Consider the following 25668-nt stretch of genomic DNA (forward strand, 5'->3'; position numbering starts at 1 on the left):
CTACTGTTTCCTCAGGTTCAATCGGCGGATAAGATCCGTCACCAGATTGCCGTCAGGGTCTGCCTTTTCCACTTGGGTTTGCCAGACGTTGTGCTCGGGGTACATTTGCTGAACAGCTTCAGGCGTGCTCAGCGCATCTTTGGCCAGATAAATTCGCCCTTTTGCCGCAAGGGTCATCGCCTCAAGTTTTTCGATCAACGCGCGTGCTGCGGCGCGGTTCGGAAAATCAATCGCAAGGGTGTAGCCTTCCATCGGGAAACTCATAAAGCCCGCGCGTCCTTCGCCCATTCGTTTGAGCACGGCCAAGGGCGATGCCAGACCACTTTGGGCAATAACCTCTAACATATCGCGCAATGCGGGGGCATTTTCTATGGGCATAACGCATTGAAATTGGTGAAATCCGCGCTTGCCATACAGCTTGTTCCAGTCGTGGATTTTATCGAGCGGGAAGAAAAACTCTTGGATCGGTTTTACACTGGTGCGGCCCATATCGGGCACACGTTTGAAATAGGCTGCGTTGAACAGTTTTACGATCGGCCTGCTTAGCGCCCAGTGCGGCGCGTTGAAAGGCACGGCTTTTGATTTAGCAGCTTTTGGCACAAGGCCAGGACCCGTTTCGCCTTCTTCAATGATGCCGCGCCCCAAAGTGGCACCCTTTGCTGTCGCGTCGATCCAGCCAACTGTGTAAGGCGCCTGAGATGTATCAAGGGCTTCGAGAAACATTTCCCAATTGTCCATCCGCCGTTCTGTGACCAACATCACGTCCCCGCGACACGCCAGAAGTTGTAGCTTTGCACTTACGATTACGCCGGTTTGACCCAGCCCGCCAACAGTCGCTTTGAAAAGCGCAGTGGACGGTTTTACTGTTTTGGTGCCGCCGTTTTGGTGCAAAGTTATCTCAAGAACATGCTGGCCAAAGCTGCCCATGATATGGTGGTTCTTGCCGTGCACATCCATCGCGATTGCACCGCCAACTGTGGCAAAGCCGGTGCCCGGCATCACCGCCGGAAGCCATCCTTGGGGCGCGAAAATACGTGCAAGCTCGCCTATGCAAATGCCGGCTTCCACTTCAAGAACACCTGTTTCCAGATCAAAATCAAGGATCCGATCAAGCCGGGTCATGATGCTCGCTTGGCCCGCGTCGTTCAAAGACGCGTCACCGTAGCTACGGCAATTTCCGATGGCGGGGCGTTCCGCGGTGATCTGGCTGATGCGTTCGGGGCGGGCGAGTGAAACCTCTGCGCTAAGCGCGCGCCCCCAACCAGTGATGTTTTTGGTTTTAAGCATGATTAACTTTCATCGACATTCGTTCAGCGACTGGAAACACCAAAAGGCCAATGGTAATCGCGAACCAAAGAGTTGTGACGCGGATGATCAACGTTGCTGGCACGGACGTTTCAAGCGGCACGCCTTGCAATGATAAAAGTGCGATCATCGCGGCTTCTGCTCCGCCAACGCCGCCTGGTGCACCCGTAAGTCCACCCGCGAGAGTAGAGAAGACGAAGATCGCGATTGCCATCCAAACGCCGATGTCCGCCCCCATCCAAACCAACAGCAGATGAAAAGCGTAGCCTTCGGCCAGCCAGCCAATTACCCCAAGCGCTGCTGCACATAGCAAAAGCCCTGTACGGGTAAACAGCCTTAGGCTCTGTGCGCCACGTCTAACACGCACACAAAAGCGCGGCAGCCAGCCGGTGCTGTGGTAAAACGTTGTCACTAAAGCGCTTAGAAGGCGCGGCCTTGTGACTAAAACCGCAGCAGCCAACGATACAAACGTGACCGGAATTGCACCTTTGATGCTGCCGGTGGATAGCGCGACAGCAGCGCCCAAAATGAGGGCCATTGCCCCAAGATCAGACGCTCTGTCGACCAAGACAAGCGGTGCTGTACGCTCAAAATTCCATCCCGTTTCGCGCCGGAGCCAACGCATTCGTACTAATTCACCAACGCGGGCGGGTGTGACTGTCATGGCAAAGCCACCAAGAAAATGCCGCACGTCTTGCATCAGTTTTGTCGGCAGCCCCAAGGTGCGCGCAAACAGATGCCAGCGTAGTGCGCGAAAGAGATAATTTACCAAGCTTAACCCAAGTAGAACGCCGAGTTGTGCGAAACTAAGTGCTCTTATTTGTGCCCATGTTTCGGCCCAGCCTGTTGCGGCGGCAAGCCCTGCCAAGCCCATCACCATCAGTGCAAAGAGCGCAGCCAACACAGCCAAGTCGCGCACGCGCCGTTGTGGCGTGGTTGTGCTGCGTAGCACAGAAGAAGAGGGGCGCGTCATTTCCATGGACCTTTGACTAGGCTGTAATTGGGGCATCAATGTGAAACTGTAGCGTAAATCGAAACAGTTTTTAACTGCGGTTCGTGGTGGCTTTAGCGGCGTAGTCAGGTTGTTCATTTGTCTGGCGATGTGGGCATCTCTGCCGCCGCTAAGCCGTTTGTGTGCACTGGACAACTATATTGCGAAGGCGCAGTGTTAAGGCCCGTTTGATACAAGGCCTTTACCTCATTGTGACCACCCCGTTGCGCATCTCAAACACAACCGCCCGAGATCTTTGGTTGGCGCAAAACGGTCTTGCGGATGCGCCTACTGGGCCGCTTGATGTAATGGGAATTGTTGCGCGGTTAGGTTTCGTGCAGCTTGACACGATCCAAGTGGTTGCCCGCGCACATCACCATATCGTGTGGAGCCGTAATCAGAATTACCGCGAACACATGCTTGATGATGCCTTGGCTCAAGGTGGGCAGCTCTTTGAACATTTCACCCATGATGCTTCGCTTTTGCCCATTGAAACTCTGCCCATTTGGCAACGACAGTTTCGCCGCAAAAAGGCCCAGTGGGACCGTGCAGGGTGGGCGCGAAATTTGCCTGACGCAGTCGTACGAGCGCAAATTAAAGAGCGGATTGCGCGCGAAGGCCCGCTCTCAACTCACGCGTTTGATACCAAAGTGACGGGGCAGAAACAGATGTGGGCGCGCCCGCCTCATAAACTTGCGCTGGATTACATGTGGTACGCGGGTGAGTTGGCCACTAGCCACCGCGTAAACTTTACCAAGTATTATGACCTTGCTGAGCGGATTTTCCCTGCGGCTTTGCGAGATGTCGAAATCGGCGATGAAGAGCAGTTGGACATGCTGTGTCATAAAGCACTTGGGCATCTTGGGTTTGGCACATCAGGTGATATTCAACGGTTTTGGGAAGCGGCCACAGGTGCCGAGGTCGCGCAGTGGGTTAAGCGCAACGCGGCCATGTTGTGTCCGGTCGAAGTGCAGTCTGCATCAGGCGCGTGGCTTCCCGCTTGGGCGCCTGCTGATATAGAAGAACGCCTTATGGCGCTTGGAAAACCGACTAGCCGTTTGCGCATCCTAAATCCGTTTGATCCGGCCATCCGCGAGCGCGCGCGCCTTGCGCGACTTTTTGGTTTTGAGTACCGCGTTGAGATGTTCGTTCCTGCGGCTAAGCGGGTGTGGGGCTATTATGTTTTCCCACTTCTTGAGGGGCGTAATTTTGTCGGGCGGATTGAGGTTAAGGCGGATCGTAAGTCAGGTGTCTTGAACGTGCTGAACTTTTGGCCCGAGCGGCGGGCATGGCCGCAAAGCAGGTTTGCAAAGCTTGATGCCGAACTTGATCGTATGCGGCGGTTTGTAGGGCTTGATCGGGTTGTCTGGCAAAGTGAGCGGCGCTAACCCGCGTTAACGACAAAGGGCGCACCACTGGCGCGCCCATTTTTCTGGCTAGATACGTCCGCCTCTAACAGGACCGGCGATCTGACACCGTTAAACAATCGTGGCTTGTGTTGCAGCGCGTAGTTGTTCCTCGCTCACGCCTTCGGCGGTCTCAACAATCCGCAGACCGCCCTCTACCACGTCCAAAACACCCAAGTTGGTGATGATGCGGTCTACCACCGCTTGGCCCGTTAAAGGCAGTGTGCATTTCTTAAGCAGCTTGCTGTCGCCGTGTTTGTTGGTGTGATCCATGACCACCACAACACGGCCCACACCAGCCACCAGATCCATCGCGCCGCCCATGCCTTTGACCAGCTTACCCGGGATCATCCAGTTCGCCAGATCACCGTTCTCATCCACCTCCATGGCGCCCAGAATGGCCATAGCAATCTTGCCGCCGCGGATCATTCCGAAGGAAGTAGCGCTGTCAAAGTAGACGGTGTTGGGCAGCTCTGTAATGGTCTGCTTGCCTGCGTTGATTAAGTCGGCGTCAACTGCGTCCTCGGTCGGGAAAGCGCCCATACCAAGCATGCCATTTTCCGATTGCAGCGTCACCTCAACGCCCTCAGGAATAAAATTCGGCACCAAAGTCGGAATGCCGATCCCGAGGTTCACATACGTGCCGTCTTCAAGTTCAAGCGCTGCGCGTGCAGCCATTTGATTGCGATCCCACATGTTAGGCGCTCCTCACGGTTCGTTGCTCAATCCGCTTTTCATGCTCGCCTTGGATCAAGCGGTGCACGTAAATGCCGGGAAGGTGGATATGGTCGGGGTCAAGGCTGCCGACGGGCACAATCTCTTCCACTTCCAGCACACACATCTTGCCACACATAGCCGCTGGCGGATTAAAGTTGCGCGCTGTTTTGCGGAATATCGCATTGCCGGTCTCATCAGCTTTCCATGCCTTCACGATGGATAGATCGGCAAAAATGCCTTCCTCCATGATATAGGTTTCGCCGCCAAAATCGCGGTGGTCTTTTCCTTCTGCAATCACGGTGCCCACGCCAGTTTTGGTGTAAAATCCGGGGATGCCGCAGCCGCCCGCGCGCATCCGTTCAGCCAAAGTGCCTTGGGGGTTAAATTCCAACTCCAACTCGCCGGACAGGTATTGGCGCATAAACTCGGCGTTCTCACCAACGTAGGACGAGATCATTTTCTTGACCTGACGGGTTTGCAGCAAAATCCCGATGCCAAAATCATCGACGCCGGCGTTGTTGGATGCAAAGGTCAAATCCTTGGTGCCCGCCTCCTTGATCGCTTGCAACAGCAACTCGGGAATGCCGCACAGCCCGAATCCGCCGGCCGCAATAAACATGCCGTCGCGCAAAACACCCTCAAGAGCACTCGCCGCGTCTGGATAGATTTTCTTCATCAAACCGCCCTCTAAATTTCCATCTTATAAAGAGCGTCCAGCGGCAGAGAGTCAATGCACTTGCAGCATAAATTGCAACCGGTTGCAATTTGGGGTAAGGAGTTTAGTTATCGAAGGTGCGTAGTTCATAAAAGCAACAAAGAAATGAATTGAAGTGGCAGAAACACCTGACTTCGCGAACACCAGACAAATTGAAGCCGCCAAACCCGAAGTCAGGCTGGCGGCTTTCAATTACTTTTTAGGGGCTGCTTTCTTTTTGGCGGCAGGTTTTTTCGCAGCAGCCTTCTTCGCCGGGGCTTTCTTTTTTGCAGGCGCGCGTTTCTTCGTGCCTTTTTTAGCCTCTTTTTCTGCAATCCACTCAAGCGCCATATCGATGTTCACATCTTCGGCGTTGGTCTCTTTGGGGATGGTCGCGTTTACTTTTTCCCACTTGATGTAGGGACCGTATTTACCCTCGCGGATTGAGATGTTTCCGCCATCGGGGTGCTCGCCTAAATCTTTTAGGACTTTGGCTGGCGCGCCACGTCCTCCGCGGCTGGCAACTTTTTCGGCTAACAGTTGAACAGCGCGGTTCATGCCAACTTCCCAAACCTCATCAAGACCCTCAAGGTTGGCATTGGTCCCGCCACGGTCCGAAGTTGTTTCGGCGTGTTTGAGGTACGGTCCGTAGCGGCCAATATTGGCCCATACGTTCACGCCATCTTCAGGGTGCGGGCCGATCAAGCGGGGCAGGGCAAGCAGTTTGACCGTTGTTGCAAGGTCCAACTCCTCTGGCTTCCATTCTTTGGGCACAGATTGGCGCGGTGGTTTTTTGTTGTCGTCTGTCACTTCGCCGCGTTGTGCGTAGGGGCCAAAGCGTCCTTTGTGGATCCAGATGTTATCGCCCGCGTCTTCACCCAACAGTTTACCTTCAGGGGGGATAGCACTTGCTTCTGCCTCGGGGTCCGGTGGGCCGAAGGGGCGGGTGTATTTGCATTCAGGGTAGCGTGAACAGCCGATAAACGCACCACCGGCCCGTGCGGTGCGCATGGATAAGCGGCCTTGTTCACAATTAGGACATAGACGTGGGTCTTTGCCGTCGCCTTCGTCGGGGAAGATATGCGGTGCAAGGACGTCGTTGATTTTCTCCAGCACATCCGTGATCGAGTTGTCCATCGCCTCATCGATCGTCGCTTTGAAGTCGCGCCAAAATGTATCGAGCAGCTTTTTGTAGTCTGCCTCGCCTGCGCTGACGTGATCGAGCTGTTCTTCAAGAGACGCGGTGTAGTCATAGCCTACATATTTGCGGAAGTAATTTGTCAGAAACGCAGTGACCAAGCGGCCTTTGTCCTCAGGGAAAAGGCGGTTCTTGTCTTTGCGCACGTATTCGCGGTCCTGAATGGTTGTCACGATCGACGCGTATGTTGAGGGGCGGCCAATGCCCAACTCTTCCATCCGCTTGACCAGTGTTGCCTCAGTGTAACGCGGCGGGGGTTGCGTGAAGTGCTGCTCAGGGGTGACGGAGGCTTTCGCCATCGCTTCGCCTTCGTTCACTTGGGGTAGGCGCTTGTCGTCATCATCCACGACAGCGTCGTCGTCTCGGCCTTCTTCATAGACTTTCAAGAAGCCTTCGAAGATCACAACCTGCCCAGTAGCGCGCAACTCGACCTGACCATCGGCACTGCCAAAATCAACGGTTGTGCGTTCCATTCGGGCGGCAGACATTTGACTGGCGATGGTCCGTTTGTAGATCAGGTCATACAGCTTGCGCTGATCTGCTTCGGTCACTTTGATGTCGTCCGCGCTGCGCATCATGTCCGTGGGGCGGATACATTCGTGCGCTTCCTGCGCGTTCTTGGCTTTGTTTTTGTACATACGCGGAGACGCAGGGACGAAATCTTCGCCGAACTTGGTCTTGATCGCCGCGCGGGCTTCGTGAACCGCTTCGGGCGCCATGTCGATGCCGTCGGTCCGCATGTAGGTGATGAGACCCGCTTCATAGAGACGCTGAGCGGCGTTCATGGTTTGCCGTGCGCCCATACCAAACTTACGGCTGGCTTCTTGTTGCAGGGTCGATGTCATAAACGGGGCAGAGGGGTTGCGGCTTGTAGGTTTGGCCTCAACCGACTTGACCGAGATATCGCGGCTGTTGATCGCTTGTTGGGCCAATTCGGCCTGTGTTGCGTTTTCAATGTCGAATTTATCAAGCTTCTTACCCGCCAGAACCGTAAGGCGCGCTTCGACTGATTTTCCACGCGGTGTCTCAAGTAGGGCTTTGACTGACCAATATTCGCGGTTCTTGAAGACCTCGATCTCCATCTCGCGCTCGACGATCAGCCGCAGGGTGACTGATTGGACGCGGCCCGCAGATTTTGCACCGGGCAAGCGGCGCCACAATACGGGCGACAGTTTGAAGCCCACCAGATAATCAAGAGCACGACGGGCGAGGTATGCTTCGACCAATTCCGTGTCAACTTGGCGTGGGTTTTGCATTGCTTCGGTGACGGCGGTTTTGGTGATTGCGTTGAACACGACGCGACTAACCGGGGTATCTTTCTTGAGGATCTTGCGTTTGCGCAGGGCTTCCTCAAGGTGCCAAGAGATCGCTTCACCTTCGCGGTCGGGGTCGGTTGCAAGTATCAAGTTGGGATCATCTTTGAGCGCGTCAGCGATCGCTTTGACGTGTTTTTTGGACGCGCTTGCGACTTCCCACTGCATCTCAAAATTGTTCTCCGGGTCAACGGAACCGTCCTTGGGCGGCAGGTCGCGCACGTGGCCGTAACTGGCCAAAACGGTGTAGTTGCTCCCCAGATAGCTGTTGATGGTTTTCGCTTTTGCGGGGCTCTCTACAACAACAACTGGCATGATGGTCCTAACGACTCGGAAGGGAAATTAAGTTCGCACGTAGATGTGGTGGTGAGGGGGTGCTTGTCAACACAACTCGTACATGGGTGCTGTTTGACCATATTCATACAAGGGTAACCTAACGTTAACATCACATGAACAGGCGCGTGGTTTGCGGTATTTATAGCCGGTCAGGCGGCGTAGATATCATTCCCCCATGGTGACGGATGATATGACCCTCGATCTCAAGCTCCAGCAGGGCTGCGCCGATCTGAGCTGGATCGTGATGGTTTTGACTGTATGCGACATCGCGGGTTATTTGGTCTTGTGCGGCAGGGGTTGGTCCGAGCCGTGACAGGATTTGAGCATGCAAATCTTGCGTCGTTGGTTTGGGCGTTAATGCGGTGCTGACGCGCGTGTGTGACGTGGCTGAGTTTGTCAGTGTGAGACTATTTTCCGCACTTCTAGTTTGCGGTTGCGGTGCCGTCTGCTGCGCACCAAGGACTTCTAACATATCGGCGGCGTTACGAATTAAAGTAGCCCCATCACGCAGTAAAATGTTGCAGCCAGACGCGCGTGCATCAAAGGGGTGACCGGGCACGGCCAAAACATCGCGGCCTTGATCGGCGGCGTTGCGGGCGGTGATCAAGCTGCCGGACTTCGCGGCGGCCTCAACCACGATTACGGCCTGCGCCAAGCCGCTGATGATACGGTTGCGGCGTGGAAAATGGCGTGCGGTTGGCCCAAGGCCCATTGGCATTTCAGAGAGTCGCAGACCGCGCATGGCAATATCGTGGTGAAGCTGCGCGTTTTCGGTTGGGTATATATAGTCAACGCCGCCCGCTTGGACGGCAATGGTTTGTCCGCCTGATTGGCGGCTGCCCGCATCAAGGGCACTTTGGTGGGCGGCAGTATCAATCCCGCGCGCAAGTCCTGAGACAATTGTGATGCCGGCTTCAACCAACTCGCCTGCAATTTTTGAGGCAAGACGCACCCCAAGCGAAGACGCGTTTCGCGATCCAACCATGGCGACACAGGGGGTTTGAAGCGCATCTAAGTTGCCCAAGGCCCAAAGAACCGGCGGCGCATCGGTGATAGCTTTAAGGTGCGCGGGGTAGGCGGCGTCTGCTACGGTAAGCAATGTTGCCCCTGCGCGCTTGGCTGCAGCAATTTCGGCAAGTACTACTTGTTTGGGGCACGCAACGTATCCACGTACTCCAGCTGCACCAGCGATATCAGGAAGCGCGTCGAGCGCAGTTTGCGCATCACCATGTTCGCCCATTAGCCGGTAGAACGTGGCAATACCAACCCGACGAGAGCGTAAGAGACGGAGCCACGCGATGCGATGTTCTTCCGTGGTGGGTGGGAGTAGGGGGTGAGTGGAAGAAGGGGTGTCTTCGTTCATCCGTGGCTCCGTCAGCTTACAGAATCACATCTACCGCGAACGGGTTAACGGAGTATTACTCGCCTTAAGGTTGTGTAGGTCACATTGTGCCGCATATGTCCGCTTGTGTGGCCGACCCGCCCACCGTCAGGCCGCCAATCATCAAGCTGGGCTGTCCCACACCTACGGGCACCCATTGGCCCTGTTTGCCGCAAGAGCCCATGCCCGGATCAAGGGCCATGTCATTACCGATGCCGCGAATTTGTTTCATTGCGGTTGCGCCGTCGCCAATAAGGGTCGCACCTTTGACAGCCTCGCCCACAATGCCGTTTCGCACGCGGTAGGCTTCGGTACATGAGAAAACAAATTTGCCGTTCGTAATGTCTACCTGGCCGCCGCCAAAGCCCACCGCATAAATGCCGTCTTTAAGGTCTGCCACCAAATCCCCGGGGGCCGTATCGCCGCCCAGCATATAGGTGTTGGTCATTCGCGGCATGGGGATATGTGCATGCGATTGACGGCGACCGTTGCCCGTGGGTTCAACCCCCATCAAGCGGGCGTTTTGGCGGTCTTGCATGTAGCCGACCAGAATGCCGTCATCGATGAGTACGTTCTTGGCTGATGGCGTGCCTTCATCATCAACGGTGATTGAGCCGCGACGATCAGGGATGGTGCCGTCATCAAGTACTGTCACGCCTTTCGCCGCGATTTGTTGGCCCATGAGCCCCGCAAAAGCAGAGGCACCTTTGCGGTTGAAGTCCCCTTCAAGTCCGTGGCCCACGGCCTCATGAAGCAAGATCCCTGGCCAGCCGTTACCCAGAACCACATCCATAATGCCAGCGGGTGCGGGCACTGCATCAAGGTTGATTAGAGCAACGCGTAACGCCTCACGAACCATCGGTTGCCAGTGGTTCGGATCAATAAGCCCGTCCATAAGATAGCGCCCGCCGCCGCCAACACCGCCGCTTTCGCGGCGCCCTTGGTCTTCTACGATCACCGAGATGTTGAGCCGTGCCATGGGGCGGGCATCACGTGTGATGGCCCCATCAGGGCGCATGATCTCAACTTCTTGAAACGAGGCCGACAGAGTTGCGCTGACTTGTACGATGCGGGGATCAAGAGCGCGGGCAAAGGCGTCAATCTCGGCCAGCGTGTCTACTTTTGCCGCAAACGCGATCCCGTCGAGCGGGTTTTCATCCGTGTAGAGTTTTTTGTTGGTCCCTGCGGGTGCGTCGGCCAATACGCCACCGCCTTCACCAACGGCCAAGCGGGCGGTTTCAACGCAGCGCGCTATGGCACCCTCAGAGATTTCAGAACTATGCGCATAGCCTGCCACCTCGCCGCGCACAGCGCGCAACCCGAATCCCTCTGAGCCATTGTAGGAGGCATTCTTCACGCGGCCGTCATCAAAAACGATGGATTCAGTGCGGGAGCGTTCGAGAAAAAGTTCGCCGTCATCGGCACCTGCGGTAGCTGTTTGCAGCTGTGAAAGCGCTGCATTTGCGTCTAAAGCTGTTTCAAAAGGGCGAAAAGGCGCGTTAGTCATAAGTATCCCTACGTGTGAAATATTTGATCTGGGTCAAAAAAGCGTCCGTTTGCCGCAACGCGAAATCTTGAGATTGTATTCAGGATATGGTTTTAAGCGCTCAGAATACAATTGGATTCCATGTGATCGGTAGCTGACGCGTGGAAGTGGACCAGACGGGACAGACCGTCTTAAGACAACGGGAAGCAGATATAATGCGTTTTTCGACCTTCATGGCGGCCTCTTTTGCCGCGTTCGTGGCAGGGCCAGCATTGGCTCAGGACTCAGAAGTAGTGCGCGGCGCACCGGTTGAGGGCGGCACAGGCTTTCAATTCGCAGCAACAGAACTTGCGCGGGATCTTCAGTGGTTGGACGGTATGATCAACGTGATCATCGCGGTTATCGTGCTTTTCGTAACTGGTTTGCTGGTGGCAGTCGCTGTGCGCTACAACCGCCGTCGCAACCCCGAGCCTGCGACATTCACACATAACTCACCTTTGGAAGTTGCGTGGACCGTTGTGCCAATCATCGTTTTGGTCTTCATCGGCGCGTTCTCACTGCCTGTCTTGTTCAAGCAACAAGTTATCCCAGAGGCAGACATCAACATCAAAGTAACAGGCTACCAGTGGTTCTGGGGCTATGAATATGTGGACGAAGGTTTCGCATTCGACAGCTACATGATCGGCCAGCCCGCTACCGTGACGGATGCAGGCGAAGCCAACGGCGTGCAACCCTACATCCTTGATGCCGCTATGGAAGAAATGCTGGCTGAGTACGGCTACACACGCAGCGAATGGTTGCTGGCCACTGACACCCAAGTTGTTGTGCCTGTGAACAAAACTGTGGTGATGACCGTGACGGCTGCGGATGTGATCCACTCATGGACCATCCCCGCATTTGGCGTGAAGCAAGACGCGGTTCCGGGCCGTCTGGCGCAACTATGGTTCAAGGCAGAAAAAGAAGGTATCTACTTTGGCCAGTGTTCAGAGCTGTGCGGTAAAGACCACGCATACATGCCGATCACTGTAAAAGTGGTTTCTGAAGCAGAGTACGAGGCATGGCTTGCGTCTGCGAAAGAAGAGTACGCAGGCATCTCACCTGTCACTACTGGTGACTACCAGATCGCTTCTAAGTAACTTTCTGCCCTCCTTTCATGGGGGGGTGGTTTAGGGTCGAACGGTTGGTTCGGCCCTTTAACGAAGGGACCACCTAATGACCGACGCTAGTCTGCAAGCAGCTGCAAAGCCCGTTCCGGGCGAGGCAGAGTTCCGCGACTACTTCGCGCTGATGAAGCCGCGGGTGATGTCGCTCGTTGTTTTCACAGCACTCGTTGGTCTGTTGGTTGCGCCTGTAAGCGTTCACCCCTTCATTGGCTTTTGTGCCATTCTGTTTATCGCGATTGGTGCGGGTGCATCGGGTTCGCTGAACATGTGGTGGGATGCGGATATCGATAGTGTCATGAAGCGCACTGCCCGCCGCCCTATTCCGGCTGGCAAAGTAACGCCGGGCGAGGCGCTGGCCGTTGGTCTGGCGCTTTCGGGCTTTTCGGTCGTCCTGTTGTGGTTGGCGACAAACGCCGTGGCGGCTGGTTTGCTGGCTTTCACCATTTTCTTCTATGCAGTTATTTATTCGATGTGGCTCAAGCGCGCGACGCCCCAAAACATCGTGATTGGCGGCGCGGCTGGCGCGTTTCCTCCGATGATCGGCTGGGTGGTTGCGACGGGTTCGGTAAGTCTTGAAGCGGTACTGATGTTCGCGATCATCTTCATGTGGACGCCACCGCATTTCTGGGCGCTGGCACTGTTCATGAAGACTGATTACGATGATGCGCGCGTACCTATGCTGACCGTGACCCATGGGCGCAAATCCACCCGCATCCATGTTCTTGTTTACACCCTGCTGCTGTTCCCCGTTGCTGTAGGAACTGCGTTCACCAGCATTGGCGGGCCGGTTTATTTGGCCGTGGCGCTGTTCTTCAATATCTGGTTCCTTAAGGGTGCCTATGACATCTGGCGCCGCGATGAGGCGCAGGCCGAAGCAGACAAATACAAAGTTGAGAAATCAGTCTTTAAAGTCTCCCTTTATTACCTTTTTGCCCACTTTGGCGCGCTGTTGTTGGAAGTGATGCTTGCACCATACGGTTTGGGAGGCTGGTAATGGGGTATTTCCGTCAAGAACACGAACTTCACACGCGCCGCTCGGGCCGCAACGGTGCTGTAGCACTGGTTTTGGTGGGGCTGATCGCGATTGTTTTTGGACTGACTTATGTAAAAATTACCGGAGGCAGCAGCCTTGAGGGGTTTGATCATGCTGTTCGTCCGTCTGTCACAACCGAGGGAGATGCTAAGTGACCGAAATGACTTCAAAGTTGAACACGGCAAAGAAGCTGGTCGGCGTTGTCGTAATTATGGGCGCTTTGGCGTGGGCTTCTGTGCCGCTATATGATTTGTTCTGCCGTGTGACCGGCTACGGTGGCACCACAAACGCCAGCACGGGCAATACCGAAGGTGTTTTGGATCAAACGATCAAAGTGCGTTTCGACGCATCAACAGCACGGGATATGCCGTGGGAGTTCAAACCGGAGCAGCGCCAGATGGAGCTGAAAATCGGTCAAGACGGCATGGCCTTCTACGAGGCTTACAATCCGACAGATAAACCAATTCGCGGCACCGCAAGCTACAACGTGGCGCCATATGCGGCCGGTGCCTATTTCAGCAAAATTCACTGCTTTTGTTTTGAGGAGCAGATTTTGCAGCCAGGCGAACGCATGTCGATGCCGGTCAACTTTTACGTTGATCCTGACATCGTGAATGATCGCGAAGGCAAATATGTGCACACAATTACGCTGTCCTACACATTTCATATGATGGACGATCAAACGGGCATGGACGCTGATGATCAGCAGGCCGCTTTGATTGAACCAACACCCGAAACACCCCTGACATCACAACTACAATAAGACACGGAAAAGAGACACAAAATGGCCCATGTCAAAAACCACGATTATCACGTTTTGCCTCCCAGTGTGTGGCCCTTCATCGGCTCGGTCACTGGCTTCATCATGCTTTTTGGTGCTGTTTTGTGGATGCACGAAAGCGGTCCTTGGCTCTTTCTGATTGGCCTCGTCGGCGTGCTCTACACCATGTTTGCTTGGTGGGCAGACACTGTTGCGGAAAGCCAAGCGGGTGATCATACTCCGGTCGTTATTATTGGCCTGCGCTATGGTTTCATCTTCTTTATCATGTCCGAAGTTATGTTCTTCGCGGCGTGGTTCTGGTCTTTCTTCAAGCACGCGATGTACCCCATGGGCCCAATGTCTCCTGCGGTCGACGGTGTTTGGCCGCCCGCAGGGATTGAGACATTCGACCCGTGGCACTTGCCGCTTATCAACACGCTGATCCTGCTATGTTCGGGTGCGGCGGCAACTTGGGCGCACCACGCTCTTGTGCACGAAAACAACCGTAAAGACATGAAAAACGGTTTGATCCTTGCGGTGGTGCTTGGCCTGATCTTCACTGGTTTCCAAGTGTATGAGTACACCCACGCATCTTTCGGCTTCGCGGGTAACATCTATGGTGCGAACTTCTTCATGGCGACCGGCTTTCATGGTTTCCACGTTGTTGTCGGTACGATCTTCTTGCTGGTGTGTTTGATCCGCTTGCAGCGCGGTCACTTCACACAAGAAAAGCACGTGGGTTTTGAAGCTGCTGCTTGGTATTGGCACTTTGTAGACGTGGTATGGTTATTCCTGTTTGCAGCCGTTTACGTTTGGGGCGCCTAACCCCTCGCGATTTGCGATATTGATACAAAGGCGCGGGGTCATCCTCGCGCCTTTTGCGTTTGATTTAGGAGAACAGCATGCGCGGCAAGATCATCGGGATTTTGGTTTTAGGCTTTGTAGGGATTGCGATCCTTTTGACTTTGGGCAATTGGCAGATGAACCGCCTCGCGTGGAAAGAAGGCGTACTGACCGAAATTGATGCGCGCATCGCGGGCCCTGTTTCCGAGTTGCCTCAAACACCCGATCCTACGCGTGACCGTTTCGCGCCTGTCCAAGTGAGCGGCAATTATACTGGTGAGCACCTGCGCGTGCTGGTCAGCCAAAAGCAGGTGGGCGCGGGGTACCGCCATATCGCTGTGCTTGTGACATCCGCAGGTCGCATCATGATCGACCGTGGTTTTCAGTCTTTGTTGGATGACCAAGCGCCCCGTTTGACAGGTGATGTGGCGGTTGAGGGTAATCTGCATTGGCCATCAGAAGTTGATGGCTACACGCCCGAGCCGGATTTGGCCAAGAACATCTGGTTTGCGCGCGACGTTGATGCCATGGCCAAGGCGCTAAACACACGTCCTGTTTTGGTGATTGCGCGCGCAGTAGCCCCAACTGATCCAGCTGTTTCACCGCTGCCGGTTTCAAGTGATGCCATTCCCAATGATCACCTTAACTACGCAATCACGTGGTTTTCGCTGGCAATTGTGTGGTTGGGGATGACAGGCTTTGTGGTGTGGCGTATGACGCGCAGGACTGACGAAAGGCAAGATACATGAAGTACCATTCAACCCGTGGCAATGCGCCTGTTTTGACGTTCGAACAGGCGATGCTTACTGGCCTTGCTCGTGATGGCGGATTGTATCTTCCCGAGACCATCCCGACATTCTCAAAAGCCGACATCGCAGTAATGGCGGGCCTGAGTTATGAGGAAATCGCCTTCCGTGTGATGCGTCCATTTACCGGTGACACGTTCACAGACGAAGAATTTGCGGACCTGATCGCAAAGGCTTATGCGGGTTTTGGACATGCTGCGCGCGCGCCTTTGGTGCAGGTTGCGCCGAACCATTTCTTGCTTGAGCTATTTCACGGGCCAACCTTGGCGTTCAAAGATTTCGCCATGCAGCTGATCGGTCAGATGTTTGAATTCGCGCTCAAGCGTAATGGGGAGCGGGTCACGATTGTGGGTGCAACATCTGGTGACACTGGTTCAGCCGCGATGGAGGCCTTCCGCGGGCTTGGAGCGGTTGACCTGTTCATTTTGTACCCGCATGGCCGTGTGTCTGATGTGCAGCGCCGCCAGATGACAACGCCGTCAGAGGCCAATGTCCATGCGTTGGCGGTCGATGGGGATTTCGACACGTGCCAAGCGGCCGTGAAGGACATGTTCAACGATTTTGATTTTCGCGACGACGTCCGTCTTGCTGGGGTTAATTCAATCAACTGGGCGCGTGTGCTGGCGCAAGTTGTGTACTATTTCTCCAGCGCAGTGAGCCTTGGTGCGCCGCACCGTGAGGTTAGCTTTACAGTGCCTACTGGTAACTTTGGCGACATTTTTGCCGGCTACATTGCCAAACAGATGGGCTTAACCATCGACAAACTGGCCATCGCAACCAACCAAAACGACATCCTGCACCGTACTCTTGAGACAAGTGTTTACAGCACCGAAGGGGTGAAGCCCTCGATCAGCCCGTCCATGGATATTCAGGTCAGCTCGAACTTTGAACGTGCGCTTTATTATGCCTATGGAAGCGACGGCGCGGCGATTGCCCAACAAATGGATGAGTTGAAGCAAAGCGGTGCGTTTACTGTCAGCCAAGGGGCGATTTCAGCGCTGCGCGATACATTTGCGTCTGGCCGTGCGTCCGAAAGTGAAACTGCGGCGGCCATTACGCGCTATCATGCGGATCATGGTGAATTGCTGTGCCCACATTCAGCTGTTGGTGTGCATGTCGCAGAAGGGCATTTGGGTGCTACGCCGATGATTACTTTGGCCACTGCACATCCAGCGAAATTCCCAAACGCAGTCGAGGCGGCTAGCGGTGTGTTCCCTGCGTTGCCCGCGCGTATGGCGGATCTATTTGAGCGCGACGAGCGTATCACCCGCGTGACTGGCGGCGTCTCTGACATCAAGACCATCATCAAGGATCGTATCTAAGTGAGTGTTCAAACCCATCGCTTGTCCAACGGCTTTCGCATTGTAACAGAGCATATGGAGGGGCTGAAAAGCGCGTCTATCGGCATTTGGGTGCAAGCGGGCGGTCGCAATGAAACGCTGCCTCAAAATGGCATCGCGCATTTTCTTGAACATATGGCCTTCAAAGGCACCAAGCGGCGCAGCGCGTTACAAATCGCTGAGGCGATTGAAGACGTGGGGGGCTATATCAACGCATATACCAGCCGCGAGATGACGGCCTACTATGCCCGCGTGTTGGAAAACGATGTGCCGCTGGCGCTTGATGTGATTGGCGATATTGTTCTCAACCCTGTTTTTGACCCTGCTGAAATTGAAGTCGAACGAGGTGTGATTTTGCAAGAGATCGGCCAGTCGTTGGATACACCGGACGATATCGTGTTCGATTGGTTGCAAGAAGAGGCTTATCCTGACCAAGCGATCGGGCGAACAATTTTGGGGCCTGTTGAGCGGGTTCAAAGCTTTAGCCGTGATGATCTGGCGCAATTCGTGGCGCAGCACTACGGCCCAGGTCAGATGATTTTGGCTGCCGCTGGTGCCGTGGATCATGATGATCTTGTCCGCCGTGCAGAAGAAATGTTCGGCCATTTACCCGCCGCACCGTCAATTCAATCAGACGCTGCGCGTTTTGAAGGTGGAGAGCGGCGCGAGGTGAAATCCCTTGAGCAGGTGCACTTTGCCTTGGCGTTGGAAGGGCCAGACTACCGCGATCCGCAGATATATACGGCCCAGATATTTGCCACAGCATTCGGGGGTGGCATGTCGAGCCGCCTGTTCCAAGAAATCCGCGAAAAGCGCGGTTTGTGCTATACGATTTTCAGTCAAGCAGGCGCCTATGCGGACACGGGCTTGATGACGATTTACGCCGGTACAAGCGCTGAGCAAATTGGTGATCTTGCTGGTCTGACCATGGACGAGATGAAACGTGCCGCCAGCGATATGACCCCAGAAGAAGTGGCGCGTGCGCGTGCGCAGATGAAGGCAGGGATGCTAATGGGGCTTGAAAGCCCATCTGCGCGTTGCGAGCGTTTGGCGCGGATGATGTCGATTTGGGACCGTATCCCTCAGCTGGATGAGGCGGTTGAGCGGATTGATGCGGTCACCACGGGAGATGTCAAAGATTTTGCTGAAAACCTTGTGACGGCCCGCAGCGCGATGGCGCTTTATGGTCCTGTTGAGCAAGCGCCGCACCTTGAGCAACTAAAGGCGCGACTGGCCGCCTGATGCTGAGATCAAAACGCAAAGTCATTATCGAAACGGAGCGAATGACCCTTCGCCAACCGGCTCATAGAGATTTTCGGTTTTGGGCGTCACAGCGCAGGGATAGCCATGATTTTCTAACGCCTTGGGAACCAACTTGGGCAGCGGATCACTTATCACGCAAGGCATTTACCAATCGGGTTTACTGGGCACAGCGGGCGATTACCCAAGGCACGGCTTTGCCGCTTTTCTTGATCCGCCGTGAGGATCAGGCGCTGATCGGCGCAATCACCCTTGATAACATCCGTCGCGGTCCTGCGCAGGCGGGCACATTGGGATATTGGGTGGCGCGCGCTGCCGCACGGCAGGGGTTCATGCGCGAAGCCATCGAAGCTACCACCCATTATGCTTTCAACACCCTTGATCTAAGCCGTCTTGAGGCGGCTTGCTTGCCTGAGAACAAAGCATCGCGGGGCGTTTTAGAGAAGTCGGGCTTCAAATATGAAGGTGTTGCGCAAAGCTACCTGCAAATTGACGGACGCTGGCGCAATCATGTGCTGTATGCAAATTTGCGCGGCGACCGTCGGGGCCGCACGGACATTGGTCTGGCTTAAGGGGCTGCTTTTGCGCGCCACTGCACTACGTTTTTACGTGTTGCCAGCTGCGCTATGTTGTAGCCTTTTCACCAAGGTAGCCCCATGGCATGAAGCCCCAACCGCCCGTGATTTAAGGATGCGCTATGTCGATTGCACCGCTTGTTTCCGCCACGTCTGATTTTGAGGCCAAAGTACGCGCCCTAATGCCCGATGACGTGTTCGCGACTGTCACTGCATCCTACCTTGAAGAGCCGCGTGGACGGTATGCTGGCACAGCGGGACTGCTTGCGAAACCGCGCACAACCGAGCAAGTCGCAACCCTTGTTGCGGCGGCTCATGCTGCAGGTGTTGCGGTCATTCCATACGGTGGCGGAACGGGACTTGTTGGCGGGCAAATTGCGGAAGACGGTGTGCCCCCATTGATCTTGTCGCTCGAGCGGATGACAGCGTTGCGTTCCATGCACGCGGAGGAAGGCGTGATGGTGGTAGAAGCAGGAATGATCCTTGCGGATGTTCAGTCACACGCCCGCGCCGAAGGTCTGATGTTTCCGCTTTCGCTTGCCAGTGAGGGCAGTGCGCGGGTGGGCGGCGTGCTGTCGACCAATGCGGGCGGCGTAAATGTTCTGCGCTACGGAAATGCGCGCGATCTATGCCTTGGCCTTGAGGTCGTGATGCCTGATGGCACAATCTGGAACGGCCTGACGCGTTTGCGCAAAAACAACACAGGCTATGATCTGCGTCACCTGATGATTGGCGCCGAAGGGACCCTTGGGATTATTACCGCCGCGTGTTTGCGCCTGCACCCTGAGCCCGCCTCAGAAGGGACAGCGTTTATGGCGGTCCGTGATCCGCGCGCTGCACTATCGCTGCTTGCGCTGACGCAAAAGCGTATGGGCGGTGGTGTCTCTGCGTTTGAGCTGATCCACAAACAGGGTCTAGATTTTTTGTCTGAGACGCTGCCAGATGTGCGCCAGCCGTTTGCTGAAAAGCCCGAGTGGATGGTACTGATTGATGTTGGTTTGGCCCAAGGACTTGATCCGGCGACAGCACTTGAGACGTTGTTTTCCGAAGCCAGCGAGGCCGGCTTGGTAAGCGACGGCGTTATTGCACAATCACAAAGCCAGCGGCAGCAGTTTTGGGCCTTGCGCGAGAATATCCCAGAAGCAAATCGCCGGATTGGTTCGGTGAGCAGCCATGACATTTCGGTGCCGCTGTCGGCTATCCCTGCGTTCATCGAACGTGGCAATCAGGCGATTGCACAGCTGGGATCGTTTCGGGTGAATTGTTTTGGTCACGTGGGCGACGGTAATCTTCACTACAACGTCTTCCCGGTGGATGGCAAAAGCCGAGCCGATCATGAGCACCAGCGTGAGGATATTAAACGCACAGTGCACGACCTTGTCCACGACATGGGCGGGTCGGTGAGTGCCGAGCACGGTGTTGGACGGCTCAAAGTTGCTGATCTTGAACGCTATAGCGACCCGGTGAAATTGACCACGATGCGTGCCATTAAAGATGCTCTTGACCCGAAAGGCATCATGAACCCAGGTGCCGTGTTGGCGCGCTAGTGCGTTATTGCCGCGCGCCAGCTTCAGACTTTAATCGCCTTCAAATGCACAAAGCGCGTGGATGTCGACGCCCATCGCCTCAAACTTGGCACGTCCACCAAGATCAGGCAGATCAATCACAAAAGCGCAGCCAACAATCTCGGCACCGAGCTTTTCGAGCAATTTGATACCCGCCTCAGCAGTACCGCCCGTTGCCAGAAGATCATCAACCACCAGAACTTTTTCGCCCGGCTGGATGGCATCATCGTGGATTTCCATCGTCGCTTCGCCGTACTCCAACGTGTAATCTTGGCTGAGGGTTTTGCCGGGTAGTTTGCCTTTTTTGCGGATTGGCACAAACCCCACACTAAGCTGGTGGGCGATGGCACCGCCAAGGATAAACCCACGCGCTTCCAGCCCTACAATCCGGTCGATGTCAGTGCCCGCATAAGGGTGCAGCAATTGGTCAATCGCGATGCGAAATCCGCGCGGGTCTGCAAAAAGTGTGGTCACATCACGAAACATGATCCCTTCATGCGGAAAGTCAGGAATTGTGCGGATGTAATCGCGAACGGTTTTGTTTGAGCGGGCCATGGTGGCCTCCTTTGGGCGGGCGTTGGGATGTTGGCTTGTGACCGCGTTGCGGCCGCTATGTCAACGGTACTGGCTTACTTTTGATCAGGGCGGGTCAGTGTGAAAACGTCACGGACGGCGGTATAGTCTTTGTAGCCCATGCGTGCCAGCGGCGTGAAGGTGCTGATGTCAAACCGGCCATCAACGATGCAATCATCACGCATATGAACCCCTGTAACTTCACCCAGCACCAAGAAGTTATGCTCACCGCGCAAAGTGATAATTTCGGTCAATTTACACTCAAGCGCTGCGGGTGCACCTGCGATGCGCGCGCAAGAAATCGTCTCGCATTGTTCCTTTGTCAGGCCTGCGTGCTCAAACTCATCCACGTCTTTTGGCAGCATTTCACTGCTGGCGTTCATGGCGTCACGGGCGGTGAATTCAACTATGTTGACGCAAAACACTCCGCTTGCACGGATATTGGCCACGCTGTCTTTGGTGTCACCACGGTCAGCCTTACTGCTGGTGGACGAAAACATCACCTGAGGGGGCGTGTACGCGACTGCGTTGAAAAACGAATAAGGCGCGAGGTTGTCCGAGCCGTCTGCGTCACGGGTGCTGATCCAGCCGATGGGGCGGGGGGTCACAATGGCGTTGAACGGGTTATGGGCCAGCCCGCTGCCGGCGCCTGCCTCGTTTGAGGGGGTGTAGAACATGGTTGATGTACCTTTGCGCTTTGCCCCACGTTAACCTGCATGTTAGGGCGAGTTCCAGTGGCACGATAAGCAAAAGGTGAGCAGCGTGGCGGGGTTACGTGAAGAAAGTCAGCACGACTGGTGGGAGGTAGAGGCGCTTTATGACCTTTGCTTTGCGCCCGGCCGTGAGGCGCTTTCTTCCTACCGACTACGTGACGGCGTGGCGCAGGTACCTGGGTTGTCATTGGTGGCGCGTGATGAGGCGGGTATTTTGGGCGGTGCGATCCGGTATTGGCCTGTGCAAATCGGCAGTGACACGGCGCTTTTGCTGGGCCCAGTTGCTGTTCACCCAACACGGCAGGGTGAGGGATTGGGAAGCGTGCTTATTCGCGACAGTCTTTCGCGGGCGCAAAACCTTGGGTGGACCCGCGTCATTCTGGTGGGGGATGCGCCGTATTATTCCAAATTTGGCTTTCGCAAGCTGACGGATGTGACCATGCCGCCACCAACAAACCCCGAACGTGTCTTGGGCCTCTCGTTAGTACCGCACGCTTGGGATGGCATCACAGGACAGGTGCAAAAAGTGGACAGCGTGTCCTAGCCAAGGCTGCGGATATAGGCTGCGATGTCATCACGGACTGACATTTTGCCTTCGGCGCGCGCAGTTTCGATCACCTTTTTTACATCTGCCAAATTGACCCGCATCAACAATGATTTCACAGGGCCAATTGAGGCGGGGCGCATCGACAACGTGCGCAGTCCCATAGCGGCAAAGCAAACTGCTTCAATCGGTTTGCCCGCGTCTTCGCCACAAAACGAAATGGGAGTTTGCGTCTTGCTGCACCGGTCTACGATCATTTCCATGAATGACAAAAAGCTGACGTTCAGGCTGTCGTACCGTTTACGGACGCGCTCGTTCTCACGGTCCGCAGCAAAGAAGAATTGCTTAAGATCATTGCCGCCAATCGACAAAAAATCCACATCTTCAAAAAATGCATCCGGGGCAAAGGCCAGAGACGGAGTTTCCAACATGGCGCCGACTTCGATGTTTTCGGGAAGGATATGCCCAAGCGCTTCTTCGCGTTTAATCGCTTTGGTAAGGGCTGCGCGGGCTTGGGTGAACTCTTCGTATTGGGCTACAAACGGGAACATAACGGTAAGTGCGCGGCCATTTGCAGCGCGCAAAAGCGCTTGCAACTGCATTCGCAAAACGCCCGGCTTATCAAGGCCCACACGGATCGCGCGCCACCCTAATGCGGGGTTTGGTTCGTCTTGCGGTTTCATATAGGGCAGAACTTTGTCCGAGCCGATATCAAGCGTGCGGAACACAACGCGCTTGCCCTGAGCCGCATCAAGTACGCGGCCATACAAGCTGGCCAACTCTGATCGGCGGGGGAATTGGTTGCGCACAAGAAACTGTAATTCTGTCCGAAAAAGGCCCACGCCCTCTGCACCGGAATTCTCAAGGCTTGGCAAATCGGCCATAAGCCCCGCGTTCATTTGCAGCGAAATGGTTGTGCCGCACAAAGCGGTGGCAGGCTTGTGACGAATGTCTGTGTAGCGGTCCTGCGCTTTGGCGAGCATCGCGATTTTATCTTTGAACGCAGTGGTAACTGTGTCCTCGGGGCGCAGGTGCACAATGCCCTGTTCACCGTCCACAAGAATTTGATCACCGTTGAGGGCCTCTGTCGTGACGCCCTTGGCCTGTATCACCAGTGGGATGGCCAACGCGCGCGCAACGATCCCTGCGTGGCTGCCGACGCTGCCTTCCTCAAGGACAATCGCACGTAGCTTGCGCCCGTATTCAAGTAATTCGCCCGGACCAATGTTGCGCGCCACAAGAACAGGGTGCTCTGGCATTTCGGCGCCGGTGTCCGCCCCTTGGCCCGTTAGAATTCGCAGAAGGCGGTTGGATAGGTCATCAAGGTCTTGCAGCCGTTCGCGCAGATAAGCGTCAGTGACCTCGTTCATCCGAGTACGGGCGGCGGATTGTTCTTTTTCAACCGCGGCTTCGGCGGATAGGCCAAGTTCGATGTCTTCATCCATCCGGCGCAGCCAGCCCTTTGAGTTGGCAAACATCCTATAGGCCTCAAGGACCTGTTTTTGTTCTTTGTCGCCGGTTCCGGCACCAGTCAGCATTTCGTCAACGGACATGCGCAATGTCTCAACGGCATCGTTGAGGCGTTTGTGCTCTGCCTCGGGGTCATCGGCCACGGGGTTTGTGACGACAACGCGGGGTTCGTGCAGATAAACTTGTCCCGCGGCGGCACCTTCTTGGCCCACTGATCCACGGAACATAACGGCACGCTGGTGCAACGCGCCCACACCGGTCTCGTCGCTGACAAACGCGCCAAGCTCTGTCATTTCTGCAAGCACCATGGCCACAACCTCAAGGCCATAGATCTCGTCAGCGGTGTATTCACGGGTTTGGCGCGACTGAACGACCAACACGCCCAATACTTCGCCCAACCGTTGGATTGGCACGCCCAGAAAGCCGGAAAAGACCTCTTCGCCAGTTTCGGGCATATAGCGGAAACCACGTTGTTGTGGCGCGTTGTCGGTATTGACCAGACGTTTGGTGCGCGCCACGCGGCCTACAAGCCCCTCACCAAGTCGCATACGGGTTTGGTGGACAGCTTCTGCGTTGAGGCCCTGTGTGGCACAAAGCTCAAGGGTGTCCTCGTCGCAAAACAGGTAGATAGAGCACACGTCTGTGCCCATGCTTTGGGCAATCAGTTGAGTAATGTCGTCCATGCGCGCTTGGCCGGCGCGGTCGCTGGCCATAGTGTCGCGCAGTGCGCCAAGCAGCTTGCGGCTTTCGCTCTCAGAAGTTTGTGACACCCGTATTCAACCACTTTTAGGACGCCTTAGCTGGCGCCATGATGGTGTCATACCTGTATTTCACCCGCCGGTCATCAAGTTAGCGCTAAGCCCGTCTGAAATTGTAAGCGCTGCAAAGGGAAGTGGTTAAAAATGCAGCACAAACAGGGGATTACGCGGCCTAGCGTTTAGGCTTTTTCCAACTCAAACGCATCATGAAGCGCTTGGACAGCCAGTTCCATGTATTTGCGATCAACCAGAACAGAGATTTTGATCTCGGATGTGGTGATGACCTTGATGTTGACGCCTTCGGCTTGAAGGGCCGCGAACATTTTAGCGGCTACACCTGCGTGGCTGCGCATCCCGATGCCAACGACGCTCAGCTTGGCCACGTCTTTATCAGCGATCAGCTCTTGGTAGTTGATGCTGCCTGATGATTTGGCTTCCTGAAGGGCTTGATCGGCGCGCGCTACGTGATCAACGGGGCACGAGAACGTCATGTCTGTGCGGCCCTCTTCCGAGATGTTTTGCACGATCATATCGACGTTTATGCCTGCTTCGGCCAGCGGGCCAAAAATGGCAGCGGCGATGCCAGGACGATCGGCGACCGAGATGAGGGTCATTTTGGCTTCATCACGGCTAAACGCCACGCCGGAGACTACGTTGGATTCCATGATTTCCTCCTCATCGCAGACAAGAGTGCCTGCTTGATCTGATTGTTCTTCAAAACTTGATAACACGCGCAGCTTAACTTTGTAGCGCATCGCCAATTCAACAGAGCGTGTCTGAAGAACTTTTGCACCCTGTGAGGCCAGCTCGAGCATCTCTTCAAATGCGATTTTGTCCAGTTTGCGCGCTTTGTCAGATACACGTGGGTCTGTAGTGTAGACACCATCAACGTCTGTGTAGATATCGCACCGTTCTGCGCCGAATGCAGCAGCAAACGCCACGGCCGTTGTGTCAGAGCCGCCACGGCCCAAAGTTGTGACGCGGCCTTCGGGGCTGATGCCTTGGAAACCCGCGACGACCGCAACCTTCATGCCGTTTTCGAATGTCCGAACGATGTTGTCTGTAGGGATTTCCTCAATGCGCGCCGAAGCGTGCGCAGAGGTAGTTTTTACGGGCACTTGCCAGCCCTGCCAGCTGCGTGCGGGGACGTCCATTTCCTGTAGTGTCAGCGCCATTAGACCAGCTGTCACCAACTCGCCTGATGCCACAACTGCATCATATTCACGGGCGTCATAGAGGGGCGATATTTCGTTTACCCAACCAACAAGTTCGTTGGTTTTGCCAGACATCGCGCTGACGATCACGATCACGTTGTACCCTTTGGTAACTTCAACGCCGACGCGTTTGGCTGCGCGTTTGATACGATCAGGGTTTGCGACTGATGTGCCGCCAAACTTCATTACCAATGTCGGCATATTGTGCGCCCTTTGTCTGATGT

At 55.2% G+C, this 25668-nt stretch carries 23 protein-coding genes; 12 read left to right on the forward strand and 11 right to left on the reverse strand.

The genetic code is table 11. The annotated features are described in order from the left end of the window. Together NeNHUV3_RS11150 and NeNHUV3_RS11155 are read right to left on the reverse strand one after the other, a co-directional pair. Window positions 1-1287, reverse strand: coding sequence for an FAD-binding protein (locus tag NeNHUV3_RS11150; protein ID WP_391481463.1), 1287 nt, complete (start codon window positions 1285-1287; stop codon window positions 1-3). Then, on the reverse strand, window positions 1280-2278 hold the full coding sequence (locus NeNHUV3_RS11155) for a YbhN family protein (protein WP_391481465.1): 999 nt from the start codon (window positions 2276-2278) through the stop codon (window positions 1280-1282). Before NeNHUV3_RS11155 ends, NeNHUV3_RS11150 begins: the two co-directional genes overlap by 8 nt. Window positions 2279-2508: 230 nt before the next feature. Between NeNHUV3_RS11155 and NeNHUV3_RS11160 the strand changes: the two genes are divergently transcribed. Beyond that, complete coding sequence (locus tag NeNHUV3_RS11160) at window positions 2509-3684, forward strand: winged helix-turn-helix domain-containing protein (protein ID WP_391481466.1); 1176 nt, start codon at window positions 2509-2511, stop codon at window positions 3682-3684. Between the two features lie 90 nt (window positions 3685-3774). Here the strand turns inward: NeNHUV3_RS11160 and NeNHUV3_RS11165 are convergent, their stop codons facing one another. From NeNHUV3_RS11165 to tldD, 5 genes are all read right to left on the reverse strand, one after another. Beyond that, the gene (locus tag NeNHUV3_RS11165) at window positions 3775-4398 is read right to left on the reverse strand and encodes a 3-oxoacid CoA-transferase subunit B (RefSeq protein ID WP_391481467.1); all 624 of its coding nucleotides are present in this window, start codon (window positions 4396-4398) and stop codon (window positions 3775-3777) included. A gap of 1 nt (window position 4399) precedes the next feature. Continuing rightward, window positions 4400-5095, reverse strand: coding sequence for a CoA transferase subunit A (locus NeNHUV3_RS11170; RefSeq protein WP_341246394.1), 696 nt, complete (start codon window positions 5093-5095; stop codon window positions 4400-4402). Between the two features lie 231 nt (window positions 5096-5326). Beyond that, window positions 5327-7939: a type I DNA topoisomerase gene (gene topA / locus NeNHUV3_RS11175; RefSeq protein WP_391481468.1), complete on the reverse strand. Its 2613-nt coding sequence runs from the start codon at window positions 7937-7939 to the stop codon at window positions 5327-5329. 160 nt (window positions 7940-8099) lie between these two features. After that, window positions 8100-9323 carry a DNA-processing protein DprA gene (gene dprA / locus NeNHUV3_RS11180; RefSeq protein ID WP_391481470.1) on the reverse strand — a complete coding sequence of 408 codons (1224 nt, stop codon included), beginning with the start codon at window positions 9321-9323 and terminating at the stop codon, window positions 8100-8102. Window positions 9324-9402: 79 nt separating this feature from the next. Continuing rightward, a complete protein-coding gene (gene tldD, locus NeNHUV3_RS11185) occupies window positions 9403-10848 on the reverse strand; it encodes a metalloprotease TldD (RefSeq protein WP_391481472.1) in 1446 nt (481 codons plus the stop codon). Window positions 10849-11042: 194 nt separating this feature from the next. Here tldD and coxB point away from each other — a divergent pair, with 194 nt between their 5' ends. The 10 genes from coxB to NeNHUV3_RS11235 all read left to right on the forward strand — a co-directional run bounded on the left by coxB (window position 11043) and on the right by NeNHUV3_RS11235 (window position 20154). Then, window positions 11043-11963, forward strand: coding sequence for a cytochrome c oxidase subunit II (gene coxB, locus NeNHUV3_RS11190; RefSeq protein WP_391481474.1), 921 nt, complete (start codon window positions 11043-11045; stop codon window positions 11961-11963). A gap of 76 nt (window positions 11964-12039) precedes the next feature. Further along, window positions 12040-12984, forward strand: a complete 945-nt coding sequence (gene cyoE / locus NeNHUV3_RS11195) for a heme o synthase (protein ID WP_391481475.1) — start codon at window positions 12040-12042, stop codon at window positions 12982-12984. Further along, a complete protein-coding gene (locus NeNHUV3_RS11200; protein WP_341246388.1) occupies window positions 12984-13178 on the forward strand; it encodes a hypothetical protein in 195 nt (64 codons plus the stop codon). Before cyoE ends, NeNHUV3_RS11200 begins: the two co-directional genes overlap by 1 nt. Window positions 13179-13183: 5 nt before the next feature. Continuing rightward, the gene (locus NeNHUV3_RS11205; RefSeq protein WP_048599668.1) at window positions 13184-13786 is read left to right on the forward strand and encodes a cytochrome c oxidase assembly protein; all 603 of its coding nucleotides are present in this window, start codon (window positions 13184-13186) and stop codon (window positions 13784-13786) included. 21 nt (window positions 13787-13807) lie between these two features. Continuing rightward, a complete protein-coding gene (locus tag NeNHUV3_RS11210; RefSeq protein ID WP_391481476.1) occupies window positions 13808-14608 on the forward strand; it encodes a cytochrome c oxidase subunit 3 in 801 nt (266 codons plus the stop codon). Between the two features lie 77 nt (window positions 14609-14685). Continuing rightward, the gene (locus NeNHUV3_RS11215) at window positions 14686-15375 is read left to right on the forward strand and encodes an SURF1 family protein (protein WP_391481478.1); all 690 of its coding nucleotides are present in this window, start codon (window positions 14686-14688) and stop codon (window positions 15373-15375) included. Next, on the forward strand, window positions 15372-16754 hold the full coding sequence (gene thrC / locus NeNHUV3_RS11220) for a threonine synthase (RefSeq protein ID WP_391481479.1): 1383 nt from the start codon (window positions 15372-15374) through the stop codon (window positions 16752-16754). Before NeNHUV3_RS11215 ends, thrC begins: the two co-directional genes overlap by 4 nt. Then, window positions 16755-18014, forward strand: coding sequence for a M16 family metallopeptidase (locus tag NeNHUV3_RS11225; protein WP_391481481.1), 1260 nt, complete (start codon window positions 16755-16757; stop codon window positions 18012-18014). It begins immediately after the preceding gene. Further along, the gene (locus NeNHUV3_RS11230) at window positions 18014-18604 is read left to right on the forward strand and encodes a GNAT family N-acetyltransferase (protein WP_391481483.1); all 591 of its coding nucleotides are present in this window, start codon (window positions 18014-18016) and stop codon (window positions 18602-18604) included. Before NeNHUV3_RS11225 ends, NeNHUV3_RS11230 begins: the two co-directional genes overlap by 1 nt. Before the next feature lie 125 nt (window positions 18605-18729). Beyond that, complete coding sequence (locus tag NeNHUV3_RS11235; RefSeq protein WP_391481484.1) at window positions 18730-20154, forward strand: FAD-binding oxidoreductase; 1425 nt, start codon at window positions 18730-18732, stop codon at window positions 20152-20154. 30 nt (window positions 20155-20184) lie between these two features. Here the strand turns inward: NeNHUV3_RS11235 and NeNHUV3_RS11240 are convergent, their stop codons facing one another. Both NeNHUV3_RS11240 and NeNHUV3_RS11245 read right to left on the reverse strand, forming a co-directional pair. Next, complete coding sequence (locus NeNHUV3_RS11240; RefSeq protein ID WP_391481486.1) at window positions 20185-20727, reverse strand: adenine phosphoribosyltransferase; 543 nt, start codon at window positions 20725-20727, stop codon at window positions 20185-20187. 74 nt (window positions 20728-20801) lie between these two features. Next, window positions 20802-21422 carry a flavin reductase family protein gene (locus NeNHUV3_RS11245; protein WP_391481488.1) on the reverse strand — a complete coding sequence of 207 codons (621 nt, stop codon included), beginning with the start codon at window positions 21420-21422 and terminating at the stop codon, window positions 20802-20804. Window positions 21423-21507: 85 nt separating this feature from the next. Here NeNHUV3_RS11245 and NeNHUV3_RS11250 point away from each other — a divergent pair, with 85 nt between their 5' ends. Next, entirely contained in the window at window positions 21508-22002 is a 495-nt protein-coding gene (locus NeNHUV3_RS11250) for a GNAT family N-acetyltransferase (RefSeq protein ID WP_391481490.1), read from the forward strand. Here the strand turns inward: NeNHUV3_RS11250 and ptsP are convergent. Together ptsP and NeNHUV3_RS11260 are read right to left on the reverse strand one after the other, a co-directional pair. Beyond that, complete coding sequence (ptsP, locus tag NeNHUV3_RS11255) at window positions 21999-24242, reverse strand: phosphoenolpyruvate--protein phosphotransferase (RefSeq protein ID WP_391481491.1); 2244 nt, start codon at window positions 24240-24242, stop codon at window positions 21999-22001. The two genes, NeNHUV3_RS11250 and ptsP, sit on opposite strands and share 4 nt — an antisense overlap. A 167-nt stretch (window positions 24243-24409) precedes the next feature. Next, a complete protein-coding gene (locus NeNHUV3_RS11260; protein ID WP_391481493.1) occupies window positions 24410-25645 on the reverse strand; it encodes an aspartate kinase in 1236 nt (411 codons plus the stop codon). Window positions 25646-25668 lie beyond the last annotated feature (23 nt).

The sequence above is a fragment of the Nereida sp. NH-UV-3 genome, assembly GCF_042939535.1.
Lineage (GTDB): Bacteria > Pseudomonadota > Alphaproteobacteria > Rhodobacterales > Rhodobacteraceae > Nereida > Nereida ignava.